Below are 20,259 nucleotides of genomic sequence, written 5' to 3'. Positions count from 1 at the left end.
GTCGCCACTTCAGCGAGACACCCTGCCGCCCGGGGCCACTGACGCATGTCCACCCCCTTGTGCGGAGGAGTTCCTTACGCTTTCTTGATCCGCATGGCGGATACCGCGGATAACACAGGAACAGGCACAGGACCAGGAACAGACAGGGGATCGGGCACCGCGCCACAGGCCCCCGGCCCACCGGGCCCCCGCAAGGCCCGCTGGAAGTACGTCGGGCCGGGCATCGTCGTCGCGGCGACCGGCGTGGGCGCGGGCGATCTCGTGGCGACTCTGATCGCAGGCAGCAAGTTCGGCTACACCCTGATGTGGGCGGCGGTGATCGGCTGCCTCGTCAAGATCTCGCTCGCCGAGGCCACCGGTCGCTGGCACCTCGCCACCGGCCGCACCATCTTCGAGGGCTGGCGCAGCCTCGGCCCCTGGACCACCGTCTACTTCGCGATCTACGTCGTCATCTGGGGCTTCGTCTACGGTGCGACCGCGATGTCGTCCTCCGCGTTGCCCATCGTCGCGCTCTGGCCGGACGGGCCCGGGCTGAAGACCTGGGCGGTCATCACCGGCCTGGTCGGTCTGGTGTTCGTGTGGTTCAACCAGTACGCCGTCTTCGAGAAGGTCATGACGGTGCTGGTCGGCGTGATGTTCGTGGTCGTCGTGTACGTGGCCGCCCGGGTCGTGCCGGACGCGGGGGCCGCCTTCGCCGGCCTGCTGCCCGTGCTTCCGGACGGCTCGCTGCTCTACACGCTGGGCCTGATCGGTGGCGTCGGCGGCACCATCACCATGGCGGCCTACGGCTACTGGGTGAACGCCAAGGGCTGGACCGACTCCGGCTGGATGAAGGTGATGCGGCTCGACAACCGGGTCGCGTACATCACGACCGGCATCTTCGTGGTCGCCATGCTGATCGTCGGTGCCGAGCTGCTGCACTCCTCGAACATCGCGCTCACCACCGGCGACAAGGGCCTGGTCGACCTCAGCAGCATCCTGGACGACCGGTTCGGCACGTTCACCGCGAGGCTCTTCCTGATCGGCTTCTTCGCCACCTCCTTCACCTCCCTGATCGGGGTCTGGCACGGGGTGAGCCTGCTCTTCGCCGACTTCGTGGCACGGTTGAAGGCAGATCGCGCGGCCCGGCAGGCGAACGCGGACGCCGACGGGGGAGCCGTGGCCCAGGTGGCCGAGGGTCGGCAGGAGCGTTCCTGGGCGTTCCGCGCCTACCTGCTCTGGCTGACCTTCCCGCCGATCGCGTTGCTCTGGCTGAACCAGCCGTTCGGCCTGGTCATCGTCTACGGGGTGCTGGGCGCGTTCTTCATGCCGTTCCTGGCGTTGACCCTCATCTGGTTGCTCAACTCCTCGCGCACCCCGCGGGAGTGGCGCAACGGCATGCTCAGCAACGGCATGCTCGCCCTCGGCGGCCTGCTGTTCGTCGTGCTGTGCGTGCAGCAGGTACGCGACCTGCCCTGGTGACGACGGCCGGGTCCGGACGCCCGCAGCGCCGCCGGCGAACCGGCGGCGCTGCGGACCATGGGGGTCCGGGAGTTGTCCGTGCGGGAGTACGGGACGGCTACGGCAGGCCGTGGACGTGCCCGCCCACCGCGTTGGACCATGCATTGCCAGCGGCGGCGTCCCAGTTGGTGGACCAGGTCATGGCACCGCGCAGGTCCGGGTACGTCTGGTCCGGCTTGAAGGAACCGCAGCCGGTGCCCTTGGTGAGGCAGTCCAGGGCGCCCGCGACCACGCTCGGGTCGACGTAGCCGCTGCCCGCCGCCTGGCTGGAGGCGGGGACGCCGAGGCCGACCTGGGAGGGCGCGAGGCCGTTCTCCAACTGGATGCAGGCGAGCGCGGTCAGGAAGTCGACCGAGCCCTGGCTGTAGACCTGGCCGTCGCACCCGAGCATCGAGCCGCTGTTGTAGTACTGCATGTTGACGACGGTGAGGATGTCCTTGATGGCCAGCGCCGTCTTGAAGTACTCGTTGCCGGGCGACTGCATGTCGATGGTCTGCGGTGCCATGGTGATGACGATGCCGCTGCCGGCCTTCTGCGCCAGCGACTTCAGCGCCTGGGACATGTAGGTGGAGTTGAGGCCGTTCTCCAGGTCGATGTCGACGCCGTCGAAGCCGTAGGTCTGCATCAGGGAGTAGACGGAGTCGGCGAAGGCGCTCGCTGAGGCGCTGTCGCTCACGGACACCGTGCCGTTCTGCCCGCCGATGGAGATGACGACCTTCTTGCCGGCCGCGTGCTTCGCGGCGATGTCGGCCTTGAACTGGTCGTCCGTGTAGCCGCCGAGCCCGGCGGAGTCGAGTGTGAAGGAGACGGCGCCGGGGGTGCCGGTGGCGTCAGCGAAGGCGACGGCGATGATGTCGTACGCGTCCGGCACGTCGGAGAGCTTCTGGACGGTCGCGCCGTTGTTGAAGTTCTGCCAGTAGCCGGTGACCGCGTGCTTCGGCACGGCCGCGGTCGCTTCCGTGTGGGCGGCCGTCGCACCGGCCGGTTCGGTGGCGTCGGCGCGGTCGGTGGCGAGCCCGGTGAGGACGAGCGCGGCCACGGCCACGACCGCGGAGAGCGCTGCCGTCCAGGTCTTGCGCTGCCTGCTGGCTGGGGGTGGGGGGATCAGGCCGGTGGGGGCCGGTACGCGGTTCACTGCGCGCCTCCGTGGGGGGAAGTCAGGCGGTCGGGCGACGTGCATGCCCGTCAGTTCCGTACGTGTCTGTAGGTGTCTGTACGTGTGCGTACGTGTCCGTACGTGGTTCAGCGGTGGCCACCGTTGGCGTATAAAAATGGTTCAGACCAATAGTGTTGTCAAGACCTTTGGCGCTGCTGGCGCAGTCCCGGGCCGCGGTCCTGCGGCCGCGTCTTGCGGGCTTCCTGCGGACGTCATGCGGACGTCCTGCGGACGTTCCGTCAGGGCGCGTCAGGGCGGTGCTAGTCAGCCGGCCGTAGCCAGCGCTCCGCTGCCCACCCGACCACGCACCCCGTGATCAGAACTCCGGTGGACATGCACACGGACAACGCGTCGAAGCCCGGACGGTGCCGTTCCACGGCGAGCGTCAGCACCTGCGCCGCCACCGGCACCGCACAGGCCGCGATCGCGTGCCGCACCGGGTCCTCGCAGTGCGGCTCGGGGTGCATCCGGGCCGCGGCCCAGGTGGCGAGGGCGATGCAGACCAGGTTCGGCAGGTGTACCAGGGCCAGCGTGCCACCCCACGAGTCGGGCGCGTGCGAGCCGGCCACGTTGTCATAGATCAGGGTCACCTGGAGGTACTGGGTGACGACCAGGACGACGATGCCGGTGGCCCAGGCCCGGGCGAAGGAGAAGAACGTCGCACCGCGCTCCGCCGTGGCAGGACCGGACCCGGGGCCGGCCCCGTGCCCGGCCCCGGGTCCGCCACGGGCCCCGGGCGAACCGGGGAATCCGGGCCCGGGGCGGTAGCCGCCACCGGACCCCGGCATGGACCAGTCGTGTCGCTTCGCCGGGCGCGCCATCACAGGGAGCCTTCGACGAGGCCCGTCGCGGCCACCGCCTGCGCCGGCGCCTGTGCTGCCCGTGCCACCCGTGCCGCCATGGTCAGTGCACCTCGATCGAATCGATGATCTTCTTCAGGTCGGCGTCCGACAGGCTCCCCCGCTGGGCGTCGACACGGACGGCGAACGTCGTCTTCGTCGAGTCGAGGCCGGTCAGGATCACGCCGTGCACCCGGGTGCCCTTGGGCGGGGTGTGCTCCTCACCGGTCGAGGTGAACTCGAAGTCGACCCGGCGGGCGTCGGACGCGCCGTGCAGGGCGATCTTCTTGGTGCCCTGGAGCGTGGAGCCCAGCTGGACCTGGGCCTCGGCGCCGATGGCGGCGTCCTCCGCCGAACGGGCCTTGGTGAAGTCGAGCTGCACGGTGAGGGTCGACGTCTTCACGCCGTTCGCGGTGCGGACCGCGGCGGCCGCGGCCTTGCCGCGCTCGGCCGCGCTCTCCTCGGCGTACCCGTCCGCCCCCTTCGGGTACGACACGTCGACGCCCTTCGTCGTCAACGTGCCCCACCCGTCGGGGACCGAGCCCTGTGCGCCGGAGCCGCCGTCGGACGAGCCGGCGTGGGTGTCGCCGCACCCGGTGAGGGTGAGCGCGGCGACGGCGCACAGGCCGACGGCGACGGCCGGGACGTGGCGCACCGGGCGCCGTGCGGTGCGTGCGATACGGCGGAGTGTGCTGGTCATGGACTCGCTCCTGTCGTCAGTTCGCACAGTAGCTGTAGGGCAGGTAGGAACGCTGGCCGTCATGGGGCGCGCCGAGGAACTGCGCGTCGTTCAGCGTCTCCTCCTTGTGCTCGGTGCTGACCGAGAAACCGAGGCTCAGGCCCAGGTTCAGCTCGAAGCCGTACTCGGCGGCGTTGGTCTCGCCGGTGTAGTTGGTCAGGCTGGACTTCCCCTTGTCGAACAGCAGTTGCCCGAACGGGTCGTCGCTGCCGGGCTTGCTGGTCGGGGCGTGGTTGCCGAAGAGGTACTCGAACGGGGCGGTGTTGTTGCCGGAGCCGTCCAGCCACTGCTGGGCGAGGGCACGGTCCGCGTCGCCCGCGGTGCCCGGGTCGAAGGAGATCTGGTTGGTGACGACCTTGATGCCGGTCTCGCTGTCGTTGCTGCTGACCGAACCGCCGCCGCCGCGCTTGTCCTTGCCCTCCTTGCCGTTGTCGTCGCTGACCTTGCCCTTGCCCTTCGCGCTCGCGCCCTCGATGGTCTGCGTCATCGTGATCCCCAGCAGCTTGCCGGTCTTCTCGTCACGGGTGACGGTGATGGCGCCGGTCCGCGTGGTGTTCGTGGAGACCCCGTACTCCTCGGGTCCGAAGGCGACGGTGGCGTCCGCGCCGTACTGCAACGATGCGGAGTACGTGTACGACTTGGTGTGGCGGTAGGCGTCCTTGGTCCAGGTCACGTCGGGCGTGAAGGTGACATGGCCGCCGAGCTTGGAGCTCATCGCCTCGTCGTCCGGCGAGTTGAGCTTCAGACCGAGGCTGCCGGACAGGTCCAGGCCGACCTTGCCGTAGGTGATCCGCCGGTCGTCGCCGAGGCCGTCCTTGACGCGCTTCTCGGCCTCCTCGTAGTCGTGCAGCGGGCCCTTGTGGAAGAGGTTCAGGAAGGCGTCGCCCATGCTGGCCTCGCCGCCGCCCGGCATCATCTGCCGCTGCTGGTAGGACTCGATGGTCTCGATGTCGTCGCGGAACTTCTTGGCCTCGTCCGGGCTGGTGAAGACGTAGGTGTCACCGTTGGTGACCTTGATGCCGGCGCCGATCTCGATCTCGCCGTTGCCCATGTCGCCGAGCTTCATCCCCGGCTTGAAGTCCTTCTTCACGCCCGCCGACGCGGCGTCCGTGAACGTCAGGTAGATCAGCTCGTCCTTGTCGTCGACCTTCCCGTCCCCGTTGACGTCGGTCTTCGACTTGAAGTGCTGCTCCTGGACGCCGAACTCGTTGCCCATCTCGAAGAACAGGATCTTGATCTTGTCGCCGGCCTTGTCGGAGATGGACGACACCTGGCACAGCGGCGGCTCGTAGTCCGAGTCGGTGACCGGTGCGCCCTGCGGCGGGTTGGCCCCGCCGCAGCTGCCCAGGCCGAGCACCTGGCAGATCTTGCTGCGGAAGGTGTTGGCGATGCTCTGCCCGATGTTGGTGGCCAGCAGCGCGCTGACGATGGCGACCATGACGATGACGGCGCCCACGTACTCCGTGGCGGCCGCGCCCCGGTCGTCCCAGTGGCGGTGGCCCGTCCGGGTCCTGCCGGCGCCCGCGGGTGCGCGGAACTCGCCGGTGTCGACCGGTGTGCGGGTCTCGCCGGTGTCGACCGGTGTGCGAGTCTCGTGGGTGCCCGGCGGTATGTGGGTCTCGTCGGCGTCCGCCGGTATGGCGCTCTCGCCGGTGTCCGCCGGTAGGTGTGCGCGGTCGCCGTTCGACGCTATGCCCTCGGGGTCGTCGCTCGGCCGTATGCCCTCGCCCATGGGTTCCTCCCCCCGTCCCTGCCCCTTCGGCCGTCTGCTGCGCCGGGCCGCTGGCGGGGAGGTTAAGTGCCGCGTGGCGCCCGGCACATGGGCCCGGGGGCCCACCACAAGGCCCAAGAATTTGGGTGCCGCAGGGCCCGTGCGCGCCCGGAATTCCCGAGTACCGTGAGGGGCGCCCGGTCGTACGCCCGCAATGCCGGGGGATGTGACCGACAGTCATTACGGTCAACCGCGGACCACCGATTTTCACCAACGAATGAGAGGAATCTCGTTCAAGGTTGTATCGATCGCGCCGGTGCAAAAGGAGGGGGAGCGCGGCGCAAATGGAGGGCGAGCGCGCCCGGCCTGTCCGCCTTGTCTGGCTTCGACACGGGGTTCGATCACTCTGGAAAAGCGGTAAGTGTTCTCTGCCTGCCGGGGCGCTGGATATGGTGCTGGGGCAGCCGGAGGCCGCCGCGGGCCACCGCGACCGGGTGACCACTTCCGGGCTTCGGCTGGATGGGACGAGACCGGTCTGCGGCAGACCAACAGTGGACGGGGGACCGTGACGTGCCGACCGCGATCGCAGTGACCGGAGCAGATCTGGTCCTGCCGCCGACCGATCAACAGACGCCGACGGCGGTTCCGTTGCAGGCGCCCGGCGATCAGCCGCTGGAAGCCGCCCTCGCCGAGATGCAGGTGCTACAGGAGCAATTCGGCTATGTGGTCGTGCTCTATCCGTCCTCACTCGACGTGACGTTTGTCCGACGGTTGCACACCGTGCGCTCGATCCTGGAGAGCGATCGCATCGCATTGATCGAATCGGATCTGCCACCGCTCGGACTGGCCGTTCTGGTCCGGCAGTTGAGACAGCTGTCGGTGTGTGATTTCACGGCCGGCGTGGTCGCCGCATCCGCCCGCCTGCTCGCGCACTACATATACGCGGGCGCCCTGCTGAACTCGGTGGCCCGTCTTGACCGGGTGCCGGTCAGTCTGAAATCGCATGCGAAATCCTGGGTTCCGGGCAGCCAGTTCGGCGTCGTCGCCAGCCCCCAGCCGCAGCTGGTCAAGATCGGCCCGGACGCGCAGCTGAAGGGCCCCGAGTACGCCACCCAACTGACCGTCGCGCGCGGCCAGCTCCAGTCCGACTGGGTGACCGCCACCCTCGCGCCGGCCTGGCGGGTGCAGGGACTCCACGAGGCGGGGCTGCCCGCGGAGTCGTCGCGCTGGTGGGGGACCGGCAAGCTGATCGAGTTCGTGGCGCACCTGACGGACGTCTCCGTGATCCATCAGCTGGTGTCGTCCGTGCGGCGGGAGCGCTGCCACTGGTGCAGCATGGAACTGATCGGCGACCGGTGCTGCTTCTGCGCCGCCTCGCTGCCCCCGCGCACACCGCGGCAGAACCAAAAACCGGTGGCGGGTGTCCCTACGGAGGGGACGTTGCCCGCGTCCCCAAGGTCGTAACCCGCCGTGTGCACGCTCGCCCGCCGCCCCGGCGGCGTCCCGCACCCTGCGCACCCGTGTCCGGCGGGCGCGGGAGGTACACCCGTCGCCTCGGGAGGTACACCCGCCGCCCCGGGACCGGACCACGGACACCCGGGCCATGGTCACCCGGGCCGTGGTCACCGTCCGGACCGGGCCGCCCGGGCGGGGCGGACCGTGCGGACCTGCACGGCACGGAAGAGCTGCGTCGCCAGTAGGACCTGCACGGCCAGTAAGACGAACGAGGCCCACAGGCCCTACCGGGCCGGCAAGACCGGCACACGCTCCAGACTTGTCACTCGCCCACGATTCCCCGGAAACCGAACGAGGTCGTCCCGCTCATGAATTCACGTCAGCGCCGCGGAGTCATACTCCTGCTCATCTCGGTCCTGTGCGCCTTCGCCGCGTTCGCCGGGGTCATATCCGTGATCAGCGACGTGAATTCCAAAGTCGGGCCCGAGGTCTCCGCCTACGAGTTGACCACCGACGTCGCGCCGTACACGGCGCTGGACAGCGGCTCGTTCAAGAAGGTCTCGATGCCCAAGCGGTGGCTGCCGGACACCGCGGTCACCGACCTCTCCCACCTCAACGGCAAGATCGCGGTGACCACGCTCCGCAAGGGCTCGCTGCTCCAGTCCGACATGCTGGTCAACCAGCCGGAGCTGAAGGCCGGCGAGCAGGAGATCGCCATCATGATCGACGCCGAGACCGGTGTCGCCGGCAAGATCACGCCGGGCTCGACGGTCAACATCTACGCCACCTTCGCCGGGCGCACCCAGAACGAGAAGGCCCAGTCCCGGGTGATCGTGCAGAACGCCCGGGTGCTGGAGGTCGGCAAGATCACCGCCCTGGAGCCGAAGAAGGACGAGCCGCAGAGCGAGCCGACCCAGGCCGTCCCGATCACCTTCGCCCTGGACACCCTGAACGCCCAGCGGGTCGCCTATGCCGAGTCCTTCGCCGAGCACGTGCGCCTCGCCCTCGTCGCACCCGGCAGCGACACCTCGATCCCCAAGGGTGACCAGCAGTACACCCTCGACAGGGACAAGTAGGACGAGGGTTTCGGGGCCACCGGGCCCGTGGACCGCCGGACAAGGACGGACGAGGACGAGGACTGAGGACAGTGAGGCTCGGATGACCAGACACGAGGACCGGTGAGGTTGGGATGACCACAAGGATCCTCCCCACGGTCGGCGACCCTGACGTGGCCCGCTCGGTCACGACCCTGCTCAGCCAGCTCCCGGACGCCGACCCGGCTCCCCCGGTGGGTGACTCCACCACGCTGCTCGACACCCTCGCCCGGCACGCCGGCGAGTCGCTGGACGAGCTGCCCGAAGTGGTGCTGGTCCACGAGCGGATCGGCCCGGTGCCCGCACTGGAGCTGATCCGCGAGGTCGCGCTGCGCTTCCCCGCGGTCGGCGTCATCCTGATCACCACCGACGCCTCCGCCGGGCTGTTCTCCGCCGCCATGGACTCCGGCGCACGCGGCCTGGTCGCGCTGCCGCTCAGCTACGAGGAGCTGGCCAGCCGGGTGCAGACCGCCGCGCAGTGGTCCGTGGGGGTCCGCCGCCACCTGGGCAGCGGCGCCGAGGTCTTCACCGGGCCCGGCGGCACCGTCGTCACCGTCTCCGGTGCGAAGGGCGGCGTCGGCACCACCCTGACGGCGGTGCAGCTGGCGCTCGCGGCACGGGCGTCCGGGCACAGCGTGGCGCTGGTCGACATGGACCTCCAGGCGGGCGACGTCGGCTCCTTCCTCGACGTGCAGTTCCGCCGTTCCATCGTCGACCTCGCCACCGTCCAGGACATATCGCCGCGGGTGCTCCAGGACGCCGTGTTCGTGCACGACACCGGGCTGGTGCTGCTGCTCGCGCCGGCCGACGGCGAACGCGGCGAGGACGTGCCGGACCGCACCGTGCGGCAGATCATCAGCGCGCTGCGCTCCCGCCACGAGGTCGTCATCATCGACTGCGGCACCCAGCTCGGCTCGGCGAACGCCGCGGCGATCGAGATGGCCGACATGGCGCTGCTGCTCACCACCCCGGACGTGGTCGCGGTGCGGGCCGCCAAGCGGATGGTGCGGATGTGGCAGCGGCTACAGATCCGCAAGCCGGAGGAGACCGTCACGGTCATCAACCGCTGGATCCGCAACACCGAGATCCAGCCGCCGCTCGTACAGAAGATCACCGGGACCCAGGTCGCCCCCATCGCCGTGCCGGCGGGCTTCAAGGAGCTCCAGAGCGCGGTGGACGCGGGCCGGCTCCAGGACCTGGAGTCCAAGTCGACGGTGAAGCAGGCGCTGTGGGCGCTGGCGGGCCAGCTCGGCCTGGTACGCGCCACGGAGGGCGCCACCGGTTCCACCAAGGGACGCCTGCGCGGCGACCGCGGCTCCTTCGGGCTGCGCCGCCGGGGTGCGTCGGACGACGAAGAGGGCAGAACTCCAAGAGCGCCGAGAACGGACGGGTAGGGGGACGTCGACGATGAGGCTTCCGGAGATAGGCGCCCTTTGGGCGCGGCCAGCCGACACAGGGGCGCGGGGAACTGCGCGACCAGCCACGACGATGGCTGCGGGTCGTCACCGTCCGGGTGGGGCAGTCCGGGTCGTTTCCGGACCACTCGCCGGTGGCGGGCTGGTCGCGCAGTTCCCCGCGCCCCTTATCGGGGCGCTACGCGCCCTCTCCAGGGACGCGGGGCTGTGTCGATCAGCGGCTTCGCCGCGGGGCGCGAACGGCCACGACGAGACCGTCACGTCGTCACCGACCCGAAGGGGCAGGCCGGGGGGCACCCCGAAACGCCGCGACTGGCGGGACGACCGCGGCCAGGTGGCGGTCGAGTTCACCGCGATGGTGCCCGCGATCCTGGCCACCCTCATCATCCTGTGGCAGGCCGCCCTCACCGGCTACACCTTCATCCTCGCGGGCAACGCCGCCGACCAGGCGGTCCACGCGGGCGCCCAGGTGGACCCCTGGGAGGACCGCAACAGCGCCTGCCGGACGGCGGGGGAGCAGGACCTGCCCACGGCCTGGCAGTCGGGCGCCAGCGTCGGCTGCTACGTGGCCGGCGACCTGGTGCAGGCCCACGCCGACCTGAAGGTCCCCCTGCTGTTCCCCGGGTTCGTCGACATCCCGCTCACGGTCACCGGCAAGTCCGCAGCGGCGAGGGAGAGCTGACATGGCCAGACGACCGTCCACGCACGCCATCGCGTCGACGCACGCCATCGGCCGATACCGGTTCCGATTCCGCTTCGGGGCCCGCGGCCGGGTCGGGAAACCCGGTCGCGACCGGGGGCAGGTCGCCATCGAGTACGTCGGCCTGCTGCCGATCCTCCTCTTCGTGGGGCTCTGCGCCGTCCAGCTGGGCCTGGCCATCTACGCCGTCCAGCAGGCCGGCACCGCCGCCCGGGCCGCCGCACGTGTCGCGTCCCAGCTCCCCCACACGTCCGCCAACCCGCAGGCCGCGGGCGACGACGCCACGAGCGACTGGCTCGACGCGGACGTCGACTCTCCCGTGTACGGGTACGACTCGGTCACGGTGACCGCACACGTCACCATTCCGACCGTCGTGCCCGGTCTCGACTTCGGCACCGCGGAACGCTCGGTCACGATGCCGCGCGACTGACCCGGCGTCCGGCGTCCACCAGCGAGCCACCGGCGACGCGCCACCGACGACCCCCAGCGTCACCGTCCGACCCCCAAGGAGTACCGCACATGAGTCTCAGGGCCCGGATCCACAGCCCCGAGTCGCAGGGCACCCCGCACGAGGAGAACTACCTCGTCGGTGTCTACCGCGCCAAACTCCTGGAGGAGATCGACCTCGCGGAGATGTCCGCGCTGGCCACCGCGGACCGCAGGGTCCGTCTGGAGCGCGTCCTCGGGCACATCATCAGCCGCGAGGGCCCGGTGCTGTCCACCAACGAGCGTGCGGTGCTCATCCGCCGCGTGGTGGACGAGGCGCTGGGCCTGGGCATCCTGGAGCCGCTCCTGGAGGACGCCTCCATCAGCGAGATCATGGTCAACGGGCCCGACCAGATCTTCGTGGAGCGCGGCGGGCGCCTCGAGCAGCTGCCGATGCGGTTCAGCTCGACCGAGCAGCTGATGCAGACCATCGAACGCATCGTCTCCACCGTCAACCGCCGCGTCGACGAGGCCAATCCGATGGTCGACGCCCGCCTGCCGTCCGGCGAGCGTGTCAACGTGATCATCCCGCCGCTGTCGCTGACCGGCCCGGTGCTCACCATCCGGCGCTTCCCGCGCGCCTTCACGCTCCAGGAGATGGTGGGCCTCGGCTCGCTCGACGAGCACATGGTGGTGCTGCTGGCCTCGCTGATCCGGGCGAAGTTCAACGTGATCGTGTCCGGCGCGACCGGCACCGGCAAGACGACGCTGCTGAACGCGCTGTCCGCGATGATCCCGGACGGCGAGCGCATCGTCACCATCGAGGACTCCGCCGAGCTCCAGCTCCAGCAGGGCCATGTGATCACCCTGGAGAGCCGTCCGGCCAACGTGGAGGGCAAGGGCCGGGTCACCATCCGCGACCTGGTCCGCAACTCGCTGCGGATGCGCCCGGACCGCATCATCGTCGGTGAGGTCCGTGGCGGCGAGACCCTGGACATGCTCCAGGCGATGTCCACCGGTCACGACGGATCGCTGGCCACCGTGCACGCCAACAGCGCCGAGGACGCGCTGATGCGACTCCAGACGCTGGCCTCGATGTCCGAGGTGGAGATCCCGTTCGTCGCGATCAAGGACCAGATCAACAGCGCGGTCGAGGTGCTGGTGCAGCTGACCAGGTTCGCCGACGGTGCCCGCCGGGTCACCGAGATCGCGCTGCTGCACTCGCACGGCCGCGAGGAGTACAAGATCGCCACGGTCTGCCGGTTCGACGCCCAGCCGATGAGTCCGGACGGCCGCATCTACGGCAAGTTCCAGTACTTCCCGCTGCCCCGCCGGATCGCCGACCGGATGCGCATGAAGAACGAGGCCGTCTCCCCGGTCTTCGGCGTGGCCGACGTCGAGTCGGACCTCACCATCCGGGAGTCCATCGTCTGACTCAACTCAACTCAACTCGACTCGCTCGGACCCGACCTGACCGGGTCCGACCCGGTCCCCGTCCCCGCCCGTCCGCTACGACCTGAAACCCACGGAAGAAAACGGAAGAAAGCCGTCCCCATGGATCTGACCCTCGCCACGGTAGGCGTCACGCTGGGCGCCTGCGTGTTCGCCGTCGTCGGCCTGCACAGTTACTCGGCCGGCAAGGCCCAGCGTGAGGAACTGGTCGACCGGCTGGCCGCCGCCGGCCAGGGCCCGACGGCGTTCGGCCGCGTCCGGCGGTTCCCCGGCGTGGACCGGCGGCTGCGCGGTACCAAGCTCGGCCGGGCCATCGAGCACAAGATCGCGGTGACCGGTCTCGACATCACGCCCGGCGAGTACTTCGTCTACGCCGTCGGCGGCCTGCTGGTGATCTACTTCGTGATGGAAGCGATCTTCACCTCCTTCTTCGGCCTGATCGCGGTGCTGATCGGCATCTGGGGCGCGAACGCGTTCCTCAACTGGCAGCGCGCCAAGCGCACCGCCGCCTTCATCGGCCAGCTGCCCGAACTGACCCGCATCCTCGCCAACGCCACCCAGGCCGGCCTCGCACTGCGCACCGCCATCGCGATGGCCGCCGACGAACTGGACGACCCGGCGGGCGAGGAGCTGCGCCGGGTCGCCGACCAGCTCTCCATCGGCCACTCGCTCGACGACGCCATGAACGAGCTGTCCGACCGGCTGCCGTCCCGTGAGCTGACCGTGCTGGTCACCACGTTGATCCTGTCCAACCGGGCGGGCGGCACCATCGTCTCGTCCCTGCGCAACCTCACCGAGACCCTGGAGGAGCGCAAGGAGACCCGCCGCGAGGTCACCACCCTGCTCTCCCAGGTGAAGGTCACCGCGGTCGCCGTGCCGATCCTGGGCCTCGGCTTCCTGCTCATCGTCAACAGCATGCGCTCCGGCGCCCTGGACGACATGACGGGATCCTTCGTCGGCAAGGTCGCCGTCATCATCTCCGCCAGCCTCTACGGCCTCGGCTTCTTCATGATCAACCGGCTGACCAGGATCCGCGTCTGACGCAGCCCGCCAGACCCGCACCCCTCCAGCCCTCCCACAGTCGCCCAGCAAGGAACACTCGCCATGGAACTAGCGCTCGCAGTCGTCATGGGCCTGGCGGTCTACGGCGCCTTCGCCGGCGTCCGCCTGTACCGGGCCGACGCCAAGCTCCCCGACGACCTCGCGGTCGCCCTGGAGGTCGGCGCCTCGCGCACCAGCGCCACCGGTTCCGCCGTCGACCGCATGGGCATGCGGTACGCACCGAGCGTGCTGCGGATGATGGGCCCCAAGCGCGTCGAGGCGGTGCGCCGCAAGCTGGACATGGCCGGCAACCCGGGCGGTATGACCGTCGACCGGTACGCGGCCCGGCGCGCCGTCTACACCGGGCTCGGCTTCATCGCGGGTGTGGTGATGCTGATGAACGGCCAGCTGGTGCTGGCGCTCATCTTCGCCGTGTACGGCTTCTTCTGGACGGAGGCCCTGATCCGGGTCGCCATCGGCCGCCGCCGTGACGACATCGAGCGCACCCTGCCGGACTTCCTGGACGTGCTCGCCGTCGTCGTCTCCGCAGGCCTCGGCTTCCGGCAGGCCCTGGAGCGGGTGGCGGAGAAGTACCAGGGCCCGTGGGCCGACGAGCTGCGCATCACGCTGCGCCAGATGGACATGGGCGTCAGCCGCCGCGAGGCCTTCGAGCAGCTGCGCAAGCGCAACGACTCCGAGCAGGTGTCGATGTTCGTCTCGGCGCTCCAGCAGGGCGAGGAGCTGGGCGCCCCGATCGTGGACACGCTCATCCAGATCGCCAACGACATGCGCCGCACCGACGCGCAGAACGCCCGCCGGAAAGCTGCCAAAGCGGTGCCGAAATCCACACTGATCGTGACCAGCGTCATGCTTCCCGCGACGATAATCCTCATCGCGGTCGGCTTCTACTACGCATCGGGGGTCGACTTCAACCAGCTGCTGGGCGGCTGATCAGGCGCACCGCCGACGGCGCGTCCGGTGGGACTCGCCAGGTTTGACAGGAACCGTCACACTCCGGCACAGCGTGGGAACAGGTGCGGGGAACGAGCAACCACGCCCCCTCCCACCCCGCTGTGGGCAGTCGTTCCGCTGGGGCGTGGGGGGGTACCTCCCAGGCCCTTAGGGCACTGGGGGAGGGTGGGCACCCCGCCGGCGGCCACCCAGGCACCGCCGCACCACCCGCACCACCCGCACCACACCGGAAGCACGTACGAGGGAGCCACCGGAGAGAAGGTGACGCGAGGATGCTCCAGCGACGCAGGTCCCCGGCCGCGCTGATCGGCGGCACCCCGAGCCCCATGGACGCACCCGCGGGCACCCCGGGCGCCTTCGGGACCCCCGGCGGCCCCGACCCCGGCGCTCCCGCCCGCGGCTCCGGCTCCGGCGGGGTGGTCGGCGTCGTCGGCACCGGCGGACACGTCCCGTCGCTGCCCATCCAGGTGAACGCCCTCCAGGCGCTCTGCCGGCAGCTCTTCGGGTTCCGGCTGGCCATGACGGCACTGGCCGCCCCGTTCGCGCTCGCCACCGCCGAGGCCGGCCTCGCCGCCTGGCTGGTGGGCTCTGCGGTGCTGGTCACCTTCATGGTGTCGTACGTGCTGATGCGCGACTGGGAGCGCTTCGGCCCGGTGCTGCTCCGCCACCCGTCGCTGCTCGCCGTCGACATGCTGTTCGGCGCGCTGCTGCTGTTCACCGCTTCGCCGCACTCCACCCTCGGCATCGTCTGCATCTGCACCCCGCTGCTCGCAGGGCTGGTCTACAGCTGGCGCGGCGCCGGCATCTTCGCCGCGCTCCAGATCGTGCTGCTGGCCGCCGCCTACGCCGTCGACGACCTCAAGGCGGATGCCCTGGGGCTGCTCCTGATGGGGCTGTGCGCGCTCGCGGGCGCCGTCGGCGGCACCCTGCGCGGACTGCTGCTGCGCTTCGGCGCCGCCTCGCAGGCGCTCACCGAGACCCGCGCCCGGCTCGCCGTCACCGGCGCCGTCGAGGAGGAGCGGGCCCGGCTGGCCCGGGAGATGCACGACTCCGTCGCCAAGACCCTGCACGGTCTCGCGCTGCACGCCGACGGCCTCGCCGAGTCGGCGGACCGCATGGACCCGTTGACGGTGAAGCACCAGGCGGAACAGGTCGCGCGCGCCGCGCGGCGCGCCGCTGCGGAGTCCCGCGAGCTGCTGAGTGACCTGCGCCGGGCCTCCAGCGTTGACGGCAGCGTGGACATCTCCGCAGAACTCGCGGCCCGCACCGCGGACTTCGCCCGCCGCTCCGGGGTGAACGCCGAGTACCGTCCGCTCCCCGGCACCCCGCTGCCCGCGCTGCCGCAGGCCGTCGCCCGCCAGCTGCTCACCATCGCCACCGAGGCCATGGAGAACGCGCACCGGCACGCCGAGGCCGGCCGGGTCGAGGTCACCACCGGCATCATCGGACGCCAGCTGCGCCTGAGCGTCTTCGACGACGGCCGCGGACTGCCGCCCGGCACCACGCTCGACGGCCTGAAGCAGGCCGGCCACTTCGGCCTGCTCGGTATGGTCGAACGCGCCATGTCCATCGGCGCCCGTATCCGCATCGGCCAGGGCAACCGCAAGTCCGGCACGGTGGTCCACGTCGACTTCCCGCTCGCCGCCCTGCCGGCCACCGGCACGGACGGCGCCCCCGCACCGCCGCGGCCGGCCGCCGCACCACCGCCGCCCACCGGCGCGCCCGCGGCCACCGCCGGCGCCGAGCACCCCTGGCCCGGCGTCGACCACACCTGGCAGGCGCCGCGGCGTACCCCGCAGCTCCCGCCCGACGCCACGTCATCGCATCCGTCACCGCACACCCCCTGAGAGGAGGCCGCGAACCATGCCCGACGACGTCCAGCAGCCCGCGGGACACCAGTCCGCGGGCCACCACCTCACCGGGCCCCGGCCCGCCGTCCCCGGCTTCACCGGCCGGGGACCCACCGGTCCGGTGCCCGCAGCGCACCAGCCCACAGGCCACCAGGGCACCCCGCACCACCATGTCTCGCAGCACACCTCCGGCCATTCGGTGGCCCGCTCCGAGCACACCCCGGCCCGTGTCACGGCCGTCCCGGGCCCGGCCCCGTCCGAGGGGTTCCCCGGCTTCCCCGAGCCGTCGGCGCCGGGCGCGCTGCGCGTCGTCGTCGCCGACGACAATCCGGTGGTGCGCGCCGGGCTCACCGCACTGCTCTCCGGCCGCGACGACATCCAGGTGGTCGCCGAGGCCTCCGACGGCCGCGAGGCCTACGAGCACGCCCAGCGGCACCGCCCCGACGTCATCCTGCTCGACGTCCGGATGCCCGGCGTCGACGGCATCTCGGCGCTGCCGCACCTGGTGCGGATAGCGCCGGTGCTGATGATGACGTACAGCCGGGAGGCCGAAATCGTCCATGAGTCCCTGCGGCTCGGCGCGGGCGGCTATCTTGTGCACGGCGAGTTCACCGCCGACCAACTGGTGGCCGCGGTACGCGACATCAAGGCGGGTCACGCGCCCCTGACGCGCACGGCGTCCGACGCCCTGCTCGCCCGGATGCGCGCCGACGGCCCACCCGCGGATCCGCCGCCGCTGCCGGAGGGCCTCGGCACGGCCTTCACCGGCGCCGGCTACCGGCCGGGTCCGCCGGCCGGAGCGGCACCTTCGCAGTCGTCTGCATTCGCACATGGATCGGGCGGACAGCAGTCGCCGTCGATGCCAAGCAGCCCAGGATTCCCAGCTCCTGGGCATGTGACAGGTTCGCAACAGAACGTATCGACATCTTCGCTTTCGCAAGCGGGCATGTCACAGTCGTCCTCATCGGCCGCCGCGGGCGCAGTATCCCGCGGCATCGGGGCAGGGCTGAGCCAGCGGGAGGTGGAAGTCATGGACCTGATCGCGTCGGGCATGACGAACCAGCAGATCGCCGCCACCTGCTTCATCAGCGAGAAGACCGTCAAGAACCACATCAACCGCATCTTCGCCAAACTCCACGCGGGCAGCCGCAGCGAGGCCATAGCCCGCTGGCTCGGCACGGCACCGGGAAGCGGGGCCCACCATGGCTGAGCGTCGTACCTTCGTCCGGGCCCCGCGCACGGGTGCCACCCGGGCCCCGCACCTGGGAGCACGGACCCAGCACGGCCCGCACCGTCTTTGGGCCCGCACTTGGGCCCGCGGGCCCATGCCGGGTGACCCCTCCACGGCGTACTTTTCCAGTGTCGCCAGCGAGTCCGGCAGGGAGGAAGCCGGAACGCAGGGCGGCAGCAGGGAGACGATCGCAGTGTCGGCCGGACGGTGGCCGGCCGAAAACGGAGGGGACCACCATGAACGAGACGATGCTGAAGGCCGTTGCCACGACCAAGGTCTACGTCGGCCACTGGGCGAACACCACGACCGAGCGGATGCGGCGCCGGGGCGACAAGGGCCAGGGCGCGATCGAGTACGTGGGCATCATCATTCTGGTGGTGGCGATCGTCATCGCGCTGCTGAACACGAACATGGGCGCCACGATCGCGAACAAGTTCACGGAGAAGGTCAACAGCATTCTGAACCACGCCTGATCCGCGCACTGCGTCAGGACAGAGGGCAGGCCGCGCCGCTGTACATCACAGCGGTCGTCGGCCTGCTCTTCTTCGCGCTCGTGATCTTCACCTTCGGCCGGGCCGACGCCGCCCGCAACGGCAACCAGTCCGCGGCCGACTCCGCGGCCCTTGCGGCGGCCCAGGAGTCCCGGGACCAGCTGAACTCCCTCTTCCTGACGAACGTCCTCGACCCCACCTGGCTCGAAAGCATTCTCAACGGCAGCTTCATCGGCAGGTACAACGGCTGCCCGGCGGCCGCGCGCTTCGCGGAACTCAACGACGCGGGTACCACCGACTGCGAGCAACACTGGGACCGGTGGGCGTTCTCCGTCGTGGTCGAGTCGAACAAGTCGCTGGGCAAGAGCATCGTCCCCGGCACCGACAAGAAGGCGACGTCCAAGGCCACCGCGGTGGTGGAGCCCAGGTGCTCGTTCCGGCCGGCGCCGGGCGCCGGTTCGCCCGGCCCGCACCCCACCACCACCCTTCCGGCGACGACCGGCGGCGGGTCTGGTGGAAACGGCGGTCACAAGCACCCGTCGCCCGGAACAATCTCGTGCAACGACCGAGACTGGCAGATCGACCCGGACCACCTGGATCTTCTCCCGGACATGGCGGACCTCTTCACCGTCCGACTGGCCGAGAACTGACAGCGACGAGCGCAAGGGAAAACCATCGATGAGCATTCGGCACGTGAGGCATCTGCGCCGGGCGGGGGCGGCCACCGTGTTGGCCGCGGCCCTGGCCTTCACCGCGACGGCCTGCGGAGGTGACGACAAACCGTCCGACGATTCCTCCTCGAGCAGCAGCCAGGGCGGCGGCGGTAAGGGCGACGGCGGTCACGGCGCCACCGCGGAGCCGAGCCCGTCCGAGACGATCGCGGATGTCAAGGGCGACGCCGGCATCGAGATGATCGTCAACTCGGCGAAGCGTGACAACGGCGGCTTCGTCACCGTCAGCGGCCAGTTCAAGAACCCCGGGGCCAACGCGTTCACCATTCCGATCCAGTGGAGCGGCAGCGAGACGGCGGTGGCCGGCACCGGGCGTTCGATCGCCGGCATGACCCTGGTGGACTCCAAGGGCAAGAAGCGCTACTACGTGCTGCGCGACACGGACAACCGGCCCCTGACGACAGCCGGCTTCGACCCGAGCATCATGCCGAACGCCTCGCTCACGTTCTTCGCCCAGTTCCCCGCACCGCCCGACTCGACGACCTCCGTCGACCTCCAGTTCCCGGGCTTCCCCAACACGTCGATTGAGATCTCCTGATGAGCGCCGCCCTCACCCGTACGCAGCGGGCGGGAGTCCGTGCGGCGGTCACCGTGGTCGCCGGGGTCCTGGCGATGGGAGTGGTCTCCGCCCAGGACGCACTCGCCGACGACAGCCCTTATCCGTCCTCCTCGGCACCGCCGCCCGTCAAGGTCGACGGCAGTGACCCTGACCTCAAGTTGCCCCAGGGCGCCACGCTCGCCGATTCCAAGGTGCTCGACATCAAGTCCGTCGTCGAGGACCTCGGCGGTCAGGAGCGTCGGGAGGACACCAACCAGGACATCAAGTTCGCCCTCCAGGCGGAGGTGCTGTTCGGCAAGGACAGCGCCAAGCTGAGCTCCGCGGCGAACTCGCGGATCGCGGAGGTCGCGGCGGAGATCAAGAAGCAGGGCGCGACCCAGGTCCGCGTCTTCGGCTTCACCGACAACCTCGGCTCGTCGGCCCACGGCGACGTGCTCTCCAAGCAGCGGGCGAACGCGGTCCAGGGGCAGTTGGAGAAGGCGCTCGACGATTCGAGTATCACCTTCCAGGTGCGCGGGTACGGCGAGAAGTACCCGATCGCCTCGAACGACACGGAGGACGGCCGGAAGAAGAACCGACGGGTGGAGATCTCGTTCCCCAAGGAATCCGGCGGTTCGGACTCGGGTTCCTGAGTCCTCTCGTAGCCCCGTCCGACGGAAACGGGCCGGTCCGCTTGGGCCGGCCCGTTCGGTTTCCCGGCTGCCCTACAGCAGGTGGTCGGCCTTGCCCGCCTTGATATCCCTGATGAGGGTGCGGAGGGCTTCGCGGCTGTCGGTGAGGTGGTTCTCTTCCTGACCGGATACGGCGATGTAGGCGTTGCCTTCGTTGTCGGTGCCGAGTCGGAAGCAGTTGTTCCCCGACGCGCAGAACGGCGCTTCCCAGGTGATGTCAGACATG

The 20,259-nt window shown here is 70.2% G+C and carries 20 protein-coding genes; 15 read left to right on the top strand and 5 right to left on the bottom strand.

The genetic code is table 11. The annotated features are described in order from the left end of the window. Positions 1-93 precede the first annotated feature (93 nt). Complete coding sequence (locus tag NQO67_RS19010) at positions 94-1,461, top strand: Nramp family divalent metal transporter (protein WP_255951238.1); 1,368 nt, start codon at positions 94-96, stop codon at positions 1,459-1,461. A gap of 97 nt (positions 1,462-1,558) precedes the next feature. Here the strand turns inward: NQO67_RS19010 and NQO67_RS19005 are convergent, their stop codons facing one another. The 4 genes from NQO67_RS19005 to NQO67_RS18990 all read right to left on the bottom strand — a co-directional run bounded on the left by NQO67_RS19005 (position 1,559) and on the right by NQO67_RS18990 (position 5,966). Beyond that, positions 1,559-2,545, bottom strand: coding sequence for a chitinase (locus NQO67_RS19005; RefSeq protein ID WP_374119033.1), 987 nt, complete (start codon positions 2,543-2,545; stop codon positions 1,559-1,561). A 371-nt stretch (positions 2,546-2,916) separates the two neighbouring features. Beyond that, on the bottom strand, positions 2,917-3,444 hold the full coding sequence (locus tag NQO67_RS19000) for a hypothetical protein (protein WP_255951319.1): 528 nt from the start codon (positions 3,442-3,444) through the stop codon (positions 2,917-2,919). A gap of 115 nt (positions 3,445-3,559) precedes the next feature. Beyond that, on the bottom strand, positions 3,560-4,195 hold the full coding sequence (locus tag NQO67_RS18995) for a hypothetical protein (protein WP_255951237.1): 636 nt from the start codon (positions 4,193-4,195) through the stop codon (positions 3,560-3,562). A gap of 16 nt (positions 4,196-4,211) precedes the next feature. Beyond that, on the bottom strand, positions 4,212-5,966 hold the full coding sequence (locus NQO67_RS18990; RefSeq protein ID WP_255951236.1) for a Flp family type IVb pilin: 1,755 nt from the start codon (positions 5,964-5,966) through the stop codon (positions 4,212-4,214). Positions 5,967-6,533: 567 nt separating this feature from the next. Here NQO67_RS18990 and NQO67_RS18985 point away from each other — a divergent pair. The 14 genes from NQO67_RS18985 to NQO67_RS18920 all read left to right on the top strand — a co-directional run bounded on the left by NQO67_RS18985 (position 6,534) and on the right by NQO67_RS18920 (position 19,994). Next, positions 6,534-7,409 carry a hypothetical protein gene (locus NQO67_RS18985; RefSeq protein WP_255951310.1) on the top strand — a complete coding sequence of 292 codons (876 nt, stop codon included), beginning with the start codon at positions 6,534-6,536 and terminating at the stop codon, positions 7,407-7,409. A 359-nt stretch (positions 7,410-7,768) separates the two neighbouring features. Further along, the gene (gene cpaB / locus NQO67_RS18980; RefSeq protein WP_255951235.1) at positions 7,769-8,476 is read left to right on the top strand and encodes a Flp pilus assembly protein CpaB; all 708 of its coding nucleotides are present in this window, start codon (positions 7,769-7,771) and stop codon (positions 8,474-8,476) included. Between the two features lie 113 nt (positions 8,477-8,589). Beyond that, positions 8,590-9,888, top strand: coding sequence for a CpaE/TadZ family protein (locus NQO67_RS18975; RefSeq protein ID WP_255951234.1), 1,299 nt, complete (start codon positions 8,590-8,592; stop codon positions 9,886-9,888). 355 nt (positions 9,889-10,243) lie between these two features. Continuing rightward, complete coding sequence (locus NQO67_RS18970) at positions 10,244-10,591, top strand: hypothetical protein (protein WP_255951233.1); 348 nt, start codon at positions 10,244-10,246, stop codon at positions 10,589-10,591. 1 nt (position 10,592) lies between these two features. Then, a complete protein-coding gene (locus NQO67_RS18965) occupies positions 10,593-11,039 on the top strand; it encodes a TadE/TadG family type IV pilus assembly protein (protein ID WP_255951232.1) in 447 nt (148 codons plus the stop codon). Between the two features lie 89 nt (positions 11,040-11,128). Next, positions 11,129-12,469, top strand: a complete 1,341-nt coding sequence (locus NQO67_RS18960) for a TadA family conjugal transfer-associated ATPase (RefSeq protein WP_255951231.1) — start codon at positions 11,129-11,131, stop codon at positions 12,467-12,469. Between the two features lie 120 nt (positions 12,470-12,589). Further along, the gene (locus NQO67_RS18955; RefSeq protein WP_255951230.1) at positions 12,590-13,528 is read left to right on the top strand and encodes a type II secretion system F family protein; all 939 of its coding nucleotides are present in this window, start codon (positions 12,590-12,592) and stop codon (positions 13,526-13,528) included. A 63-nt stretch (positions 13,529-13,591) separates the two neighbouring features. Then, a complete protein-coding gene (locus NQO67_RS18950) occupies positions 13,592-14,479 on the top strand; it encodes a DUF5936 domain-containing protein (RefSeq protein WP_255951229.1) in 888 nt (295 codons plus the stop codon). A 293-nt stretch (positions 14,480-14,772) separates the two neighbouring features. Beyond that, positions 14,773-16,347 (top strand): sensor histidine kinase, encoded by a 1,575-nt coding sequence (locus tag NQO67_RS18945; protein WP_255951228.1) that lies wholly within the window; start codon positions 14,773-14,775, stop codon positions 16,345-16,347. A gap of 16 nt (positions 16,348-16,363) precedes the next feature. Continuing rightward, positions 16,364-17,560, top strand: a complete 1,197-nt coding sequence (locus NQO67_RS18940; protein WP_255951227.1) for a response regulator transcription factor — start codon at positions 16,364-16,366, stop codon at positions 17,558-17,560. 257 nt (positions 17,561-17,817) lie between these two features. Then, complete coding sequence (locus tag NQO67_RS18935; protein WP_255951309.1) at positions 17,818-18,054, top strand: hypothetical protein; 237 nt, start codon at positions 17,818-17,820, stop codon at positions 18,052-18,054. Further along, positions 18,051-18,722 (top strand): pilus assembly protein TadG-related protein, encoded by a 672-nt coding sequence (locus tag NQO67_RS18930; protein ID WP_308295676.1) that lies wholly within the window; start codon positions 18,051-18,053, stop codon positions 18,720-18,722. The genes NQO67_RS18935 and NQO67_RS18930 overlap by 4 nt, the downstream gene beginning before the upstream one ends. A gap of 28 nt (positions 18,723-18,750) precedes the next feature. Continuing rightward, positions 18,751-19,341, top strand: a complete 591-nt coding sequence (locus NQO67_RS18925) for a hypothetical protein (protein WP_255951226.1) — start codon at positions 18,751-18,753, stop codon at positions 19,339-19,341. Further along, a complete protein-coding gene (locus tag NQO67_RS18920; protein WP_374119028.1) occupies positions 19,341-19,994 on the top strand; it encodes an OmpA family protein in 654 nt (217 codons plus the stop codon). Before NQO67_RS18925 ends, NQO67_RS18920 begins: the two co-directional genes overlap by 1 nt. Positions 19,995-20,066: 72 nt before the next feature. Here the strand turns inward: NQO67_RS18920 and NQO67_RS18915 are convergent, their stop codons facing one another. Next, on the bottom strand, positions 20,067-20,258 hold the full coding sequence (locus NQO67_RS18915) for a hypothetical protein (RefSeq protein ID WP_255951225.1): 192 nt from the start codon (positions 20,256-20,258) through the stop codon (positions 20,067-20,069). Position 20,259: the final 1 nt, after the last annotated feature.

Origin of the sequence: Streptomyces odontomachi (genome assembly GCF_024435355.1) — a bacterium.
Classification (GTDB): Bacteria; Actinomycetota; Actinomycetes; order Streptomycetales; family Streptomycetaceae; genus Streptomyces; species Streptomyces odontomachi.
The sequence above is the reverse complement of the archived record's forward strand: the minus strand, read 5'-3'. Positions and strand labels throughout refer to the sequence as shown.